Source organism: Kitasatospora sp. NPDC059973 (genome assembly GCF_042737525.1).
Lineage (GTDB): Bacteria > Actinomycetota > Actinomycetes > Streptomycetales > Streptomycetaceae > Kitasatospora.
Window position 1 is genome coordinate 1 of record NZ_JBHWUI010000050.1, and the last position, 15538, is coordinate 15538.

At 71.8% G+C, this 15538-nt stretch carries 9 protein-coding genes; 7 read left to right on the forward strand and 2 right to left on the reverse strand.

Going from position 1 to position 15538, the window contains the following annotated elements; translation table 11 throughout:
* Positions 1–57: 57 nt before the first annotated feature.
* The gene (locus ACFWA9_RS16080) at positions 58–2715 is read right to left on the reverse strand and encodes a transglycosylase domain-containing protein (protein WP_380387592.1); all 2658 of its coding nucleotides are present in this window, start codon (positions 2713–2715) and stop codon (positions 58–60) included.
* A 352-nt stretch (positions 2716–3067) separates the two neighbouring features.
* Between ACFWA9_RS16080 and ACFWA9_RS16085 the strand changes: the two genes are divergently transcribed.
* From ACFWA9_RS16085 to ACFWA9_RS16105, 5 genes are all read left to right on the forward strand, one after another.
* Positions 3068–3769, forward strand: a complete 702-nt coding sequence (locus tag ACFWA9_RS16085) for a helix-turn-helix transcriptional regulator (RefSeq protein ID WP_329488780.1) — start codon at positions 3068–3070, stop codon at positions 3767–3769.
* Between the two features lie 126 nt (positions 3770–3895).
* A complete protein-coding gene (locus ACFWA9_RS16090; RefSeq protein WP_329488781.1) occupies positions 3896–4978 on the forward strand; it encodes an inositol-3-phosphate synthase in 1083 nt (360 codons plus the stop codon).
* 155 nt (positions 4979–5133) lie between these two features.
* On the forward strand, positions 5134–6471 hold the full coding sequence (locus ACFWA9_RS16095) for an MFS transporter (protein ID WP_380387595.1): 1338 nt from the start codon (positions 5134–5136) through the stop codon (positions 6469–6471).
* A gap of 95 nt (positions 6472–6566) precedes the next feature.
* Positions 6567–7238, forward strand: coding sequence for a hypothetical protein (locus ACFWA9_RS16100; RefSeq protein WP_380387598.1), 672 nt, complete (start codon positions 6567–6569; stop codon positions 7236–7238).
* 61 nt (positions 7239–7299) lie between these two features.
* A complete protein-coding gene (locus ACFWA9_RS16105; protein ID WP_352288549.1) occupies positions 7300–8328 on the forward strand; it encodes a hypothetical protein in 1029 nt (342 codons plus the stop codon).
* Positions 8329–8402: 74 nt separating this feature from the next.
* Here ACFWA9_RS16105 and ACFWA9_RS16110 read toward each other — a convergent pair whose 3' ends face one another.
* Positions 8403–9851, reverse strand: a complete 1449-nt coding sequence (locus tag ACFWA9_RS16110) for a CCA tRNA nucleotidyltransferase (protein WP_380387651.1) — start codon at positions 9849–9851, stop codon at positions 8403–8405.
* Positions 9852–10224: 373 nt separating this feature from the next.
* Here ACFWA9_RS16110 and ACFWA9_RS16115 point away from each other — a divergent pair, with 373 nt between their 5' ends.
* Positions 10225–12771 carry a DUF6049 family protein gene (locus ACFWA9_RS16115; RefSeq protein WP_380387601.1) on the forward strand — a complete coding sequence of 849 codons (2547 nt, stop codon included), beginning with the start codon at positions 10225–10227 and terminating at the stop codon, positions 12769–12771.
* 61 nt (positions 12772–12832) lie between these two features.
* Positions 12833–15355 carry a murein biosynthesis integral membrane protein MurJ gene (murJ, locus tag ACFWA9_RS16120; RefSeq protein ID WP_380387604.1) on the forward strand — a complete coding sequence of 841 codons (2523 nt, stop codon included), beginning with the start codon at positions 12833–12835 and terminating at the stop codon, positions 15353–15355.
* Positions 15356–15538: the final 183 nt, after the last annotated feature.

Sequence of the window (15538 nt, forward strand, 5' to 3'; positions counted from 1 at the left end):
CCTCCGAGGAGGTCCGCCACCGCCGTTCGCACGTCTCGCGCCGCTCGGCGCCGGGCGTCAGGGCGCCGCCGCGCCCTGCGGGGCACCACCCGTCGGACTGGGCGACATGGTCGGCTTGGTCGGCTTGGTGCTGCTGGGCGCGGGCCCGGTCGACGCGGTCGACGACGTCGGCTGCGGGGTGGTGCAGAGCCCCGGGATGAGGCAGGTGGGCGAGGATCCGCCACCGCCGTTGCCGCCACCGCCGGTCGGCGGCTGGGTCTTGGTCGGCGCCTGGGTCGGCACCGTGCCCGGGCAGTCCACGCCGGGCACACAGGCCGGCTGGGTGTTGGTGGGCTGCGTCGGCTGCTGCGCGCCCGGGTCCGGCGCGGTGGGCGCCGTGGTCTCGGTCATCGTCGGCGAGGACGAGGGCGAGGCCGTGCTCGGGGCCCCGGAGGAGTCCACCTGGGTGCCGACCGGCTGCGGCGTCGGGAAGTCCATCTTCTTCTCGTTGGCCAGGGCGGCCTTCATGTACCGGGTGAAGATGTCGGTCGGGGTGTCACCACCGTGCACCGAGTCCTTGCCGCCGGTGCCGTTGAGCGACAGGCGCTCGTGCTTGGTCGGGTCCTCGCGCCACATCGCGACGCTGGTGGCCAGCTGCGGGGTGTAGCCGACCCACCAGGCCGACTTGTTCTCGTCGGTGGTACCGGTCTTGCCGGCCACCGGGCGGCCCAGCGCGTTGCTCTTGGAGCCGGTACCGTTCTTCGCCACGTTCACCAGCACGTCGGTGACGTTGTCCGCGACGGCCGGCTCCAGCGCCTGCTTGAGCTCGGGCTTGCTGAAGCCCGGCCGCGCCGTGCCCTTCACCTCGACCTTGGTCACCGAGTACGGGTCGGCCTGCTTGCCGCTGGCCGCCAGGGTCGCGTACGCGTCGGCCATCCGGATCGGGCTCACGGTGGAGGTGCCGAGCGCGAAGGTCGGGGTCTTGGGGTCGGCGAAGCTCTCCTTGCGCACGCCCATCGCCTCGGCGATGTTGGCCACGTTCTGGCCGCCGACGTCCTGGTTGAGCTGGACGAACGGGACGTTGAAGGAGTTCTGCATGGCCGCCCGCAGCGAGACGTAGCCGCGCTTGCCGGCGTCCTCGTTCTTCTGCCGGTACGGCTTGCCGTCGTCACCGATCACCAGCGAGCCGTCCGGCTTGCGGATCTCGGACAGGTCGTCCGAGAGGTAGCGGCTGTCGGCGTTGATCCGCTTCGGCTGGCCCTTGTCGTCCTTCGCGGTCTGCACCCCGACCTGCATCGCGGCGGCCAGCACGAAGGGCTTGAAGGTCGAGCCGACCTGGACGCCCTTGGCGTCCGCGTTGTTGTCGAAGTGCTGGTTCTCCACGCCGTCGCCGCCGTATATGGCGACGATCGCACCGTCGCCGGGGCGGACGCTGGCCGCGCCGAACTGGACGAAGTTGTCCTTCTCGGGCCGCTTCTGGACGTTGAGCGTCTCGCCCTTGACGTCGTCCACGGCCTTCTTGAGGGCGTCGACCTTGTCCTTCTCGAAGGTCGTGTAGATCTTGTAGCCGCCCTTGTCGATCGACTGCTGGGTGATCGTCGGGTCCTTGGACATCATGAACTTGTTCGCGGTGTCGACCAGGTAGCTGATCTCGCCGTTCATGTTGGTCGGCGGCTTGCGCGGGATCGGCTCGGGGAACGCGGTGCACTTGGCCCGCTCCTCCGCCGTGGCGTTCTTGGTGGTGACCATCCGGTTCAGGATCCAGGTCCAGCGCTCCACGGCGCGGTCCTTGTTCGCCGGAATAGTGGGGTCGTACAGTGCGGCGCCCTTGAGCAGACCGGCCAGCATGGCGCTCTGGCAGATGTCGAGGTCCTTGGCGTCGATGCCGTAGTACGCCTGGGAGGCCGCCTGGATGCCGGTGGCCCCGCGGCCGAACCAGCTGACGTTCAGGTAGTCCCGCAGGATGTCGTTCTTCTCGGTCTCCTGATTGACCTTCAGGGTGATGAAGAACTCGCGCACCTTGCGGCTGAGCGTCTGGTCCTGGCTCAGGTAGGCGTTCTTGACGTACTGCTGGGTGATCGTCGAGGCGCCCTGGGTCTCGCCGCCGGTCGCCATGTTGTACACGGCGCGCATCATGCCCACGGGGTCGATGCCGCTGTCGGTGCGGAAGGTGGCGTTCTCCGCGGCGATGACGGCGTTCTGCACGTTGGGGCTGATGTCGGCGAGCTCGACGATCTGCCGGTTGGTCTCGCCCTTGCGGGCCATCTCCGAGCCGTCGGCCCAGTAGTAGATGTTGTTCTGGTCGTTCACCAGGTCGTGGATCTGCGGGACGGTGGTGGACGCGTAGGCGTACCAGACCCCGCCCACGCAGGTCGCGAAGAAGACCAGGAAGCCGGTGAGCCACTGCTTCCACGACGGCAGCCAGCGGCGGACACCCTGCTTGCCGAAGCGCGGGTAGTCGATGAACCGCTTCTTGCCGGGCTTGCCGGGCTTGCCACCGCGGTCATCCGCACCGGCCGCCGCCGCGCCGCCGGTGCGCTTGCCGCCCTTCTGGGCCGCCTTGCGCATCTCGGCCCGGGTCATCCGGGGCTGCTGCGCGGTCTCCCGGACACCCGCCGGGCGCCGGCGGCCGGGACCGTCCGGGCCGGGCCCGTCCTGTCCCGCGCCGCCCGGGCGGCCGTTGTCACCCGGGGGCTGCCCGCCACCGTCGGCAGACCTCCGCCGTCGTTCGCTCATGTTCCAGCTACTCCTCGCCAGGCGGTCGAGCCTGAAGGCAGGGTTCACGTCCGATGCCCGCAACCGCCCTAACCCCGGAGGTGGTCCTCGTGCACACGCGACAGCGTACGCAGCCGAGAACCGCACCTAATCGGGCATCAGGTACCAATGCCCGCAAAACGACGGCAGATCATTACATGCCCGTTGCCAAGCACACCTGCGCGTCGCCTTGTGATCACATTCACGCGTGCCCCCCTTGCTCGACCGGGGACCCAGGTTTACTGTTCTCGATATATCGAGCCGATACATCGGCACGGCATACCGCCGGAGACGGCGGGCCAGGATCCGGCCTGGAGGAAGGAGGACGACGGCATTGGGCAGGCGCTCAGGAGTGCTGGAGTTCGCCGTTCTCGGCCTGCTCCACGACGCCCCGATGCACGGGTACGAGCTGCGCAAGCGGCTCAACGTCCTGCTCGGAACGTTGCGCGCGTTCTCCTACGGAACGCTCTATCCGTGTCTGAAGAGCCTGGTGGCCCAGGGCTTCCTCGTGGAGGACAACCCGGACGACGAGTACGTCCCGGCCACCGCGCTCAACGGCAAGCGGTCCAAGATCGTCTACCGGCTCTCCCCCGAGGGCAAGGAGCGCTTCGAGGAGCTGCTGGCCGACTCCGGCCCCGACGCGTGGGAGGACGAGCACTTCGGCGTCCACTTCGCGTTCTTCGGCCAGACCGACCGGGCCGTGCGGATGCGCGTCCTGGAGGGTCGCCGCAGCCGGCTGGAGGAGCGTCTCGAACGGATGCGCAACTCGCTCGCCCGGGCCCGCGAGCGGTTCGACGACTACACCGTCGAGCTGCAGCGGCACGGCCTGGAGTCGGTGGAGCGCGAGGTCCGGTGGCTCAACGAGCTGATCGAGACCGAGCGGGCCAACCGCAGCGGCCGGACCGGACCGCTCACCGGCGGGCCGAGTACCGCAGGATCCGACAAGACTTCGGACGGCCGTGGCCAGGAGGCCGGATCCCCGGATCCGCCCGGGCCACCGTACGACCGCCCGGGGCGCTCCGACCAGGAGCGCTGACACCGCGTCCGCCCTGTGCCGCGCGGTAGGAGTGGGCGCCTCGCGCCCGTCAGGCATTCATCGAAAACGCAGGACGAGCGCCGCCGAGCACCGGCGGCCCTCATGAGATCACAGGGAGCAACCGGAATGGGTTCGGTTCGCGTAGCCATCGTGGGCGTGGGCAACTGCGCCGCGTCGCTGGTGCAGGGTGTCGAGTACTACAAGGACGCCGACCCGGCCGGCAAGGTCCCCGGCCTGATGCACGTCCAGTTCGGTGAGTACCACGTCCGTGACGTGGAGTTCGTCGCCGCCTTCGACGTCGACGCCAAGAAGGTCGGCTTCGACCTGGCCGACGCCATCGGCAGCAGCGAGAACAACACCATCAAGATCTGCGACGTGCCGCCGACCGGTGTCACCGTCCAGCGCGGCCACACCCTCGACGGCCTCGGTAAGTACTACCGGGAGACCATCGAGGAGTCCGACGAGGCCCCGGTCGACGTCGTCCAGGTCCTCAAGGACCAGCAGGTCGACGTTCTCGTCTGCTACCTGCCCGTCGGTTCGGAGCACGCGGCGAAGTTCTACGCCCAGTGCGCCATCGACGCCAAGGTCGCCTTCGTGAACGCCCTCCCGGTGTTCATCGCGGGCACCAAGGAGTGGGCGGACAAGTTCACCGAGGCCGGCGTGCCGATCGTCGGTGACGACATCAAGTCCCAGGTCGGCGCCACCATCACGCACCGCGTGATGGCCAAGCTGTTCGAGGACCGCGGTGTCGTGCTCGAGCGCACCATGCAGCTGAACGTCGGCGGCAACATGGACTTCAAGAACATGCTCGAGCGTGAGCGCCTGGAGTCCAAGAAGATCTCGAAGACGCAGGCCGTCACCTCGCAGATCCGGGACCGTGAGCTGGGCGCCAACAACGTCCACATCGGCCCGTCCGACTACGTGGCGTGGCTCGACGACCGCAAGTGGGCCTACGTCCGCCTTGAGGGTCGCGCGTTCGGCGACGTCCCGCTGAACCTCGAGTACAAGCTCGAGGTCTGGGACTCCCCGAACTCCGCGGGTGTCATCATCGACGCCGTGCGCGCCGCGAAGATCGCCAAGGACCGCGGCATCGGCGGCCCGATCCTCTCCGCGTCCTCGTACTTCATGAAGTCCCCGCCGGTCCAGTACTTCGACGACGAGGCGCGCGAGAACGTCGAGAAGTTCATCAAGGGCGAGGTCGAGCGCTGAGCTCGATGACGATCCCGATCGTCGGGCGCCCGGGTTCCGGGCGCTGAGCACAGGACACGCGCTGAACGGGTCCACGGTCCGCCGTGGGCCCGTTCACCGTTTTCCGGCGAATGTTTCACGTGAAACACGGACCGGTTCCATGGCAGTCTGGGCGGGTGGCGATCACGGACAACGGCAGCACCGACCAGACCGCGCACCGCGCCACGCTCCTCGGCCTGCTCCGCGGGCGAGATTTCCGCCGACTGCTGACCGCCCGGGTGCTCTCCCAGCTCTCCGACGGCGTCTTCCAGGTCTCACTCGCCGCCTACGTGGTGTTCTCCCCGGAGAAGCAGTCCTCCCCCGCCGACATCGCCTCGGTGCTGGCCGTGATGCTGCTGCCGTTCTCCGTGATCGGCCCGTTCGCCGGTGTGCTGCTGGACCGCTGGCGCCGCCGTCAGGTGCTGTTCTACGGCAACCTGGCCCGGTTCGGGCTCGGCCTGGTCACCGGCGGCCTGCTCCTGGCCGAGGCCCCGACCGCGCTGTTCTTCGCCTCCGCGCTGCTGGTCACCGCGCTCAACCGGTTCATCCTGGCGGGCCTGTCCGCGGCGCTGCCCCGGGTCGTCCCGCAGGACCAGCTGGTGACCGCCAACGCGCTCTCCCCCACCCTGGGCACGGTCGCCGCGGCCTCCGGCGGAGGCCTGGGCTTCCTGCTGCACCAGGTGCTGACCCCCGGGCCCAGGGCCGACGCGGCGCTGGTCACCGTCGCCGCGCTGCTCTACCTGTCGGCCGCGCTGGCGGCCCGCCGGATGGACCGGGACCTGCTGGGGCCCGAGCACCGCACCGACCGCCCGCCGCTGGGCCGGGCGCTGGTGCTGGCCGCCCGCGACCTGGGCGCGGCCGTCACCCATCTGGTCCGGGACTGCCGGCCCGCGGTGCACGCGCTCGCCGCCGTCACCGCGGCCCGGTTCTGCTACGGCGTGCTGATCGTCGTCCTGGTGATGCTCGCGCGCTACACCTTCAACGACCCGAGTGACAGCGCCGCCGGGCTGGTCACCCTGGGCCAGGCGGTCGGCCTCTCCGCCGCCGGCTTCTTCCTCGCCGCGGTGATCAGCCCGTGGTGCACCCGCCGGCTCGGGCTGGGCGGCTGGATGACGCTCTGCCTGGCCGCTCCGGTGGTCTTCGTGCCCGCGCTCGGCCTGGGCTTCTCCCTGGTGCCGTGCCTGATCGCGGCGCTGCTGCTCGGCGTGGTCACCCAGGGCACCAAGATCTGCGCCGACACCGTCGTCCAGGAGTCGGTCGAGGACGACTACCGCGGCCGCGTCTTCGCCATCTACGACGTGCTGTTCAACGTCGCCTTCGTGGCCGCCGCCGCGGTGACCGCGCTGGTGCTGCCGCTCTCCGGCCGCTCGGTCGGGGTGGTCGTGGGAGTCTCCCTGGTCTACGCGCTCGCCGCCGTGTTCTACCTGCGGGCGGCCCGGCGGACCGGACCGCTCCCCGGCGACCGGGTGTCCTGAGACCGCGCACCCTCGGAACCTGCCCCGTCCGGGCGAGTCGCTAAGGTACGTCAGATCTGTCGGAGCGACAGCACTCTGTCTCGGGGGAGAACCTGATGAGCACACCGCCAGGTCCATACGGACCGCCGCCCCAGTACGGCTATCCGCAGGCCTCCGGGCCGGGCGTTCCGCCCCAGGGCGGACCGCCGTACGGTGCTCCGCCTCCGCAGTACGGGCCGCCCCAGCCGGCGCCCGCCGGCTACGGACAGCCGCCGGCCTACGGCTACCCGGCCGCGCCGCCTCCCGCCCCGCCCGCCCCGGCCGCCCCCGGGTACGGGCAACCCCCGTACGGTCCGCCGCCCGGCGGCCAGGCCCCATACGGCCAGCAGCCGCCGTACGGGCAGCAGCCCCCGTACGGGCAACCGCCCGCCGAGCCGGCGCGCAAGACCGGGACCAAGGCCAAGCTGAAGGCCGGCGTCGCCGTGGTCGGCGGCGCCGCACTGGTCGTCGGCTACTTCGTCAGCGGCCCGAGCGTCAGCAGCGCCAAGGCCGGCGACTGCGTCAAGGCCAGTGGCTCGCGCAGCGTCGACATCGTCAAGTGCACCGACAGCAAAGCCAATTACAAGGTGCTGGCCACGTTCGACAGCACCGACACCAGCCGCTGCAGGCAGACCGTCGGAACGACCAGCACCGTCTCGGGCAAGAGCGGGCGGCGCTGGAACAAGAAGCGCTACGTGCTCTGCCTCGGTCCGCTGACCACCGGTGTGCCGCCGGTCAAGAAGTCCTGACCCCTTCTCCTCACCGCTCACCTTCCACGGGGGACCCCCTTTGTCCGTTCCACCTCCCCAGATGCCGTACGGCGCCCCGCCGCCGGCCGACGCCAACCCCTACGCGGCCGGCAATCCGTACGGCGCCCAGCCGCCGCCCCCGGCCCCGCCCGGCTACGGCTACCCCGCCGCGCCGCCGCCGGCCGCACCCGGGTACGGCGTGCCCGCACAGCCCGCACCGCCCGGTTACGGCTACCCGCAGCAGCAGGCCGGGTACGCCCAGCAGGCGCCCCAGGGCGGACCGGTCTGCCGGTTCTGCGGCGGCTTCCCCGCCGTGGAGACCACCGTCCGCGGGCACCAGGGCATCATCATCGTCATGCGGTTCCTGAAGCAGCCGGGGCCGTTCTGCCGCACCTGCGGCACCGCGGTGGTCCGCGACATGTCCGCCCGCACCCTGGTCCAGGGCTGGTGGGGCTACCTGTCCTCGATCATCACGCCGATCACCCTGCTGCGGAACCTGGCCGCGCACAACAAGATCAAGGACCTGCCGCCGCCCGCCCCCGGCACCCACGGCCCGCAGCTCGACCCGGGCGTCCCGCTGACCAAGCGGCCGCACATGCTGATGCTACTGCTGCCGATCCTCTCGATCACGTCGTTCGTCATCCTGATCACCACCGGCGCGCTGCTCGGGGCGAACCACCGCAGCGCCACGCCGTACCACCCGATCGTGCTGCCGCCGCCGGCCACGGTGTCCATGCCCCCGATGCCGTCCTTCTCGCTGCCGCCGATCCCGGAGATCACCACGCCGGGTGCGGCGAAGCCGTCCTCCCCGGCCGGGGCCTCCTCGGTGCCCAGCGACATCGACCGGGCCAAGGCCGGCGACTGCCTGCGCAACGAGAACGGGACGGGCGCCACCCACGACCCCAACCCGCGGATCACGATGCTCGCCTGCTCCGACTCGCGGGCCCAGTACAAGGTGCTGCGCAAGATCCTCGCCTCCAGCGACGACAAGGCGTGCGACAACGTGCCGAACTCGGACAGCAGCTACACCCGCGAGGCGTCCACCGCGGCGCTGAGCTACGTCCTCTGCCTCCAGGGGATCAACGGCTGACGGCCCACCGCCACGACGCGGGAGGGGTGGTCCGGGGAGTCCCCGGGCCACCCCTCCGGCGTGCCGCGCCCTGCTCAGCCCTGCTGGGCCGCCCACCAGGCGCGGAGGGCGGCGACCGCCTCCTCGTGCTCCAGCGGGCCGTGCTCCAGACGCAGTTCGAGCATGTGCTTGTACGCCTTGCCGACCTGCGGACCCGGCTTGAGGTCGAGCAGCTCCATGATCTGGTTGCCGTCCAGCGCGGGGCGGACGGCGTCCAGCTCCTCCTGGGCCTTCAGCTCGGTGATCCGCTCCTCCAGCCCGTCGTACGTCCGGGAGAGCGCCGCCGCCTTCTTCCGGTTGCGGGTGGTGCAGTCGGAGCGGGTCAGCTTGTGCAGGCGCTCCAGCAGCGGCCCGGCGTCGGTGACGTAGCGGCGCACCGCCGAGTCGGTCCACTCGCCGCCGCCGTAGCCGTGGAAGCGCAGGTGCAGCTCGACCAGGCGCGAGACGTCCTCGGTGAGCTCCTTGGAGTACTTGAGCTCACGCATCCGCTTGCGGGTCATCTTGGCGCCGACCACCTCGTGGTGGTGGAAGGAGACCCGGCCGTCGGACTCGAAGCGCCGGGTCCGCGGCTTGCCGATGTCGTGCAGCAGCGCGGCGAGGCGCAGCGTGAGGTCGGGGCCGTCCTGCTCCAGGTCGATGGCCTGCTCCAGGACGGTCAGCGAGTGCTCGTAGACGTCCTTGTGCCGGTGGTGCTCGTCCCGCTCCAGCTTCAGCGCCGGCAGCTCGGGCAGCACGTGGTCGGCCAGACCGGTGTCGACGAGCAGCCGCAGGCCCTTCACCGGGTGGGCGGCGACCAGCAGCTTGTTGAGCTCGGCCTGGACCCGCTCGGCGGAGACGATGGTGATCCGCTCGGCCATCGCGGTCATCGCGGCGACCACCTCGGGGGCCGGCTCGAAGTCCAGCTGGGCGGCGAAGCGGGCGGCCCGCATCATCCGCAGCGGGTCGTCGGAGAAGGACTCCTCCGGGGTGGCGGGGGTGCGCAGCACCCGGGCCTCCAGGTCGTCCAGACCGCGGTGCGGGTCGACGAAGCCGCGGCCGGGCAGGTCGACGGCCATCGCGTTGACGGTGAAGTCACGGCGGACGAGGTCCTGCTCGATGGTGTCGCCGTAGGTGACCTCGGGCTTGCGCGAGGTGCGGTCGTACGCCTCGGAGCGGTACGTGGTGATCTCGATCAGGAAGGAGCCCTGCGGGGTGTCCTTGCGGGCGCCGACGGTGCCGAAGGCGATGCCGACGTCCCAGACGGCGTCCGCCCAGCCCTTCACCAGCTTCAGGACCTCGTGCGGACGGGCGTCGGTGGTGAAGTCCAGGTCGTTGCCGAGGCGGCCGAGCAGCGCGTCCCGGACCGAGCCGCCGACCAGCGCGAGCCGGTGCCCGGCGGCCTGGAAGCGGCGGGCGATCTCGTCGGCGACCGGGGACACCCGGAGCAGTTCCTGCAGCCCCCGGGTCTGCGCCTCGCTCAGCCCTGGGACGGCCTGGGTGGCGATGCTGGAATGATGGGCGCCGGACTCGTGGGCGGTGGGCTCATTGGCAGTGGACACGGCTCACAAGGGTACGTGGCCCGGCGGCCCCGCTGCCCGCGCGTTTTCCGGTGCTCACCCCAAGGCCCGCAACACTGCACCACCCGCTGCATCGTTACCATGCCGGGTGGAGCGAGTCTCGGGCACCGGCGAGGAGCCGCGGTGCCGCGCGCCGGCACGGCCGACCGGACCGTCGGGCGGACGCGTTCCTCACCACCGATCCACCGATCCACCGATCCACTGATCCACTGATCCACGGCCGGTCCTCTCCGGCCGGCGGGACATCCGCAGCAGTACAGCATCAAGCAGCGAGCAATCGAGAACGGCGAGGGCGAAGCGCGTGGGCGAGCCGGCACGGCACTCGGGCCTGGAGGCGGACGGACACCCTGGGCGGGCCTGCGAACGCACCGGAGGCGGCGCCGACGGGCGGGGCCCGGGGCGCCGCCCGGCGCGTGCCGTCCGGCGGCTGGCGGCCGTCCTCGGCGCCGCGCTGGCGCTGCTCCCGGCCGTGCCGGCCGGAGCGACCGGGGCGTCGCCCGCCGGGGGCGGCCGTCCGGCGGCCGGGACGGCGGTCTCCGCCGAGTACCCGGTGGTGATGACCATCGACGGCGTGAACAAGCCGGTGGCCGTCCAGAACGGCACCGTGACGATCACCGGGCAGGTCACCAACGCCGGTCAGTCGGTGCTGAAGTCGGCCCACGCCGCGGTGCGCAAGCCCTGGCAGGGCCGGCCGCTGACCACCCGCAGCGATCTGACCGTGACCGCCGGGCGGACCAACCCGGTCGGCGCGGACGGCGTCGACCTGGACAGCCCCCAGTACGCGCTGAACGAGCTGGGCCCGGGCCAGAGCCAGCCGTTCACGCTGAGCGTCGCGGTGGCCGACCTCCAGCTGTCCGGCGGTGAGGGCGTCTACGAGCTCGCCGTGGACGTCTGGGGCTCGACCGGCGACAACCAGCACGACCGCCCGCTGGGCATCGCCCGCACCTTCCTGCCCTACACCCCGTCCACGGCCGAGGCGCAGCCCTCCAAGCTCACCACCGTCTGGCCGCTGGTCCACGCCCCGGTGCTGGCCGCGCAGACGATGTCCGACAACGACCAGAGCATCCCGGTGCTGCGCGACGACAGCCTGGCGGCGGAGTTCGCGCCGGGCGGCCGGCTCTACGAGCTGGTGGAGACCGGCGCCACGCTGCCGAACCTGACCTGGGTGGTCGACCCGGACCTGCTGGACACCGCGTTCGCGATGACCAAGCAGTACCGGGTGCAGAAGCCCGGCACGGAGAAGAAGGCGGCGAAGGAGGACAACACCGTCGCGGGCAGCGGCTCGGCGGCCGCCACGGCCTGGCTGGAGAAGCTGCGGGCCGCCGTGGCGAAGGCGGGCAGCCAGGTGGTGTCGCTGCCGTACGCCGATCCGGACCTCGCCTCGATCGCGCACAACGCCGCCGAGCTCCCGGGGGTGGACGCCGCGCTCGGCAAGGCCGCCACGGCGGGCCGGCTGACCGTCGAGGGCCGGCTGGCGGTGGACACCCGCTCGGACGTGGCCTGGCCCTACCAGGGCTACCTGGACCAGCAGATCGCGGCGATGGCCCAGCGCACCGGCAGTTCCCTGGTGCTGGTCAACGGCGCGAGCCTGCCGGAGCCGGACGCGTTGAAGTACACCCCGACCGCCGTGCGCCCGATCGGCGGCGGACAGAACGCGGTGGTGGCCGACGAGACCGTCTCCGCGCTGTTCGACCGGGACCTGAACACGCCGCAGGAGCAGACCCTGGCGGTCCAGCGCTTCCTCGCCGAGACCTTCGTGATCTCCCGGCAGGAGCCGCAGAACCCGCGCGGTCTGCTGGTGATGCCGCCGCGCGACCTGACCGCCGGCACCGCCAAGGCGCTCGCCACCGCCGTGCTGGCGGCGCAGGCCGGCAGGTGGGTGGACCCGGTCAAGCTGGACACGCTCGCCCAGGCCGCGGCCGATCCGAAGGCCAACACCGCCGTCCCGGCGGCCACCGACTACCCGTCGCAGGCCCGGGCCTCGGAGCTGCCGTCCTCGGCGCTGACCGACACCATCAGGATCCAGAGCGATCTGGACACCCTGATGCGCGTGCTCACCCTGCCCCAGCGGGTGCGCGGCCCGTTCAGCGCCGCGATGGTCCGCTCGATGTCGACCGAGTGGCGGGCACAGGCGCCGGAGGGCTCCGTCTACCGGGACGGCGTGGCGGGCTACCTCAGCGAGCTGACCAAGGCGGTGTACGTCCCGAAGAAGAACGTCATCACCTTCGCCGGTGACACCGGGGTGCTCCAGGTCAGCGTGCGCAACGACCTCACCCAGCCGGTCACCAACCTCAAGCTGGTGCTGCTCCCGGGCCAGGCCAACCGGCTCAAGATCCGGCCCGCCGAGGAGCTGGTGCTGCCCGCTTCGCAGAGCGTCACCCTGCGGTTCCCGGCCGAGGCCCAGAACAACGGGCCGGTGTCCGTGACCGCCCAGCTCTGGACCACCGGGCCGAACCCGCAGAAGTACGGCGAGGCGCAGGTCTTCACCGTGGAGGTCACCTCGGTGACCAACGGGGTGCTGTACGTCTTCGGCGGCGGTCTGGTGCTGCTCCTGCTGGCGGCCCTGCGGTTCTTCCGCCAGCGCAAGCGCCGTGCGGAGGACGACGGCGACGAGCCGTACGGCGACGCGCCGCTGGACGACCAGCCGCTCGACGACGCCCCGGCGGCCGGCGACGGGGCGGCCGACCGGCCGGCCCGGCCCGAGGGGGCGGCGGACCGGACGGAGCCCGCGGCGGCGGACGGGGACGGCCCGCAGGGGCCGGAGCGTGGAGGAGCCGCGCAGACACCGCGCGGCAGCACCGCAGATGGCCGGGATCGGACCACCAGTGATGAGAAGGTTGGTCCTTGACACCGCCGATACCCGCCCGTTTTCTCCGGGGCGGCCTCCCCCACGACATCGAAGAGGTGACATGACCGGGCGCAGCGAGGAGCGGCCGCCGGGCCGCGGTGAGGGCCGGCCGGGTGCCGAGTCGCCGTCCGGCGACTGGTACGTGGCCGACACCTACGCCCAGGACCCGTACGCGGCCGACGCGTACCAGGGTCCCCAGGACGGCCAGGACCCGTACGGTCTGCGGGCCGCCCGGCCGGCCGAGCCGCAGCCGCCGGTCGCCGCGTACGACGTGCCGCCGCAGTTGCCGCCGCAGAACGGCGGCTACCCGACGCCGGTCCCCCCGGCGACGTTCGCCCCGCCCGTCCCGCCGGTGCAGCCCGGCTGGGACACCCCGGTGCAGCAGGGCGCGCCCCACCAGGGCGCGGCCGAGCAGCCGGTGGCGGCCTGGCAGCAGGGCGCGCCCCACTGGGAGCAGCCGGCCCCGGGCGGCGGCCAGTGGGGCGGCCAGGAGCAGCCGCACCAGCAGCAGTGGCAGCCCGGCCCGGCGCATTCGGCCTGGGACTCCGAGAGCACCGAGTACGTGGGGGTGGACGACCTGTTCGGCGGCCGGTCCGCCGAGGCCGCGGCCCGCCCGCCGGCCCAGCAGCCGCCGGCTCCGCAGCCGCCGGCTCCCCCGATGACGGCCCAGCCGCCGGTCGGACCGGCGCCGTTCCCGTCCTCCGCGCCGTTCCCCCCGGCCGACGCGTACCACGGGAACCCGGGCCACCCCGGTCCGCAGGGCTACCGCAACGGTCCGGAGGGGCAGCGCCCGTTCGTGCCGCCGATCGAGTTCGACCCGCCGCTCTCCGAGGAGGAGGCCACCATGCAGGTGGCGGCGGTCCAGCTGCCGCCCGCGGTGGAGCCGCTGGAGGAGCTGGCCGCCGAGGCGCCCGCCGCACCGGCCCCCGCCACCGGCGGCGGCAAGGTGTCGAGCCTGCTGAACTCCAGCGCCATCATGGCGGCCGGCACGCTCGTCTCCCGCGGCACCGGCTTCCTGCGCACCATGGTGATCGCCGCCGCGATCGGCCTGGGCGTGATGGGTGACTCCTACAACGCGGCGAACACCCTGCCCACCCTGCTCTACATCCTGATCGGCGGCGGCGCCCTGAACGCCGTCTTCGTGCCGCAGCTGGTCCGCAGCATGAAGAACGACGCGGACGGCGGCACGGCCTACGCGAACCGGCTGCTCACCCTGGTGATGGTGGGCCTGGCCGGGGTGACCTTCGTGGCCGTGCTGGGCGCTCCGCTGCTGGTGCAGCTGATCGCGCACCCGCTGATGGGCAACGCCGCCAGCGCCGACACCACGGTGGCCCTGGCCCGGTACTGCCTGCCGACCATCTTCTTCATGGGCGTCCACGTGGTGATGGGGCAGATCCTCAACGCCCGCGGCCGCTTCGGCGCGATGATGTGGACCCCGGTCCTGAACAACATCGTGGTGATCTTCACCTTCTCCGCCTACCTCTGGGTCTACGGCGGCGCCGGCACCACCCAGGTCAGCCCGGAGACGATCTCCCCCGAGGGCGTCCGGCTGCTCGGGATCGGCACCCTGGTCGGCCTCGCCGTCCAGGCGCTGTCGATGGTCCCGTACCTGCGGGCGGCCGGCTTCCACTACCGGCCGCGCTTCGACTGGCGCGGCCACGGCCTGGGCAAGGCCGCCCGGCTGGCCAAGTGGACCTTCTTCTTCGTGCTGGCCAACCAGGCCGGCTACCTGGTCATCACCCAGCTCGCCACCTCGGCCGGGGACTCCGCCGCGAAGGGCGGCCACGGCGGTGTGGGTCTCGTCGCCTTCTCCAACGCCCTGCTGATCTGGCAGCTGCCGCAGGCCGTCATCGTCGTCTCGATCATGAGCGCGGTGCTCCCCCGGCTCTCCCGGGCCGCCGCCGACGAGGACGCCGGCGCGGTGCGCGACGACCTCTCGCACGGGCTGCGCAGCACCGCGGTGGCGGTCGTCCCGGCCGCGTTCCTGTTCCTCTCGCTCGGCCCGGCGATCGGCCGCGCGATCTACGCGGTGGGCGGCAACGACGTCGCCCTGGACAACGCCACCAACGTCGGTCTGATGCTCTCCGCCTTCGCCCTGGGCCTGATCCCGTACTCGGCGCAGTACGTGATGCTGCGCGGCTTCTACGCGTACGAGGACACCCGGACGCCGTTCTCCAACACCGTCTGGGTGGCGGCCTGCCAGGCCGTGTTCTCCCTGGTCTGCTGGATCGTCCTGCCGTCCGAGTGGGTCGTGACGGGCATGGCGTTCGGGTACGGTCTCGCGTACGCCGTCGGAGTGGCGGTGGCGGTGCCCAAGCTGAAGAAGAAGATCGGCGGCCTGGACACCAAGCGGATCGGCAAGACCTACACCCGGCTGATCACCGCCTGTGTGCCGGCCACCCTGGTCGGGCTGGGCGTCAGCCTGGCGGTCCAGCAGGTCATCGACGGCTGGACCGGCAGTGTGCTGACCATCGTCCTGGCCGGCGGCGTCCAGCTGGCCGTCTTCGTGCTGATCGCGAAGAAGCTGCGGATCGAGGAGCTGAACGCCATGCTGGGCATGGTGCGCGGCCGACTGGGTCGCTGACCCTTCGTACCAACCGGTCCGTCCGGGCGGCGCCCTGACCCGGCGTCAACCGGACGGACCGGAATCTCCGCCCCCACGGGCGGGTGCTGGGCCGCCGTCGGTGTCCGGGATCGCCCGGGACCGAGCCGGCGGCCCAGTGTCGGATCTGCACCACATCTCTCCACCGGCACGCAACCGCGGGTA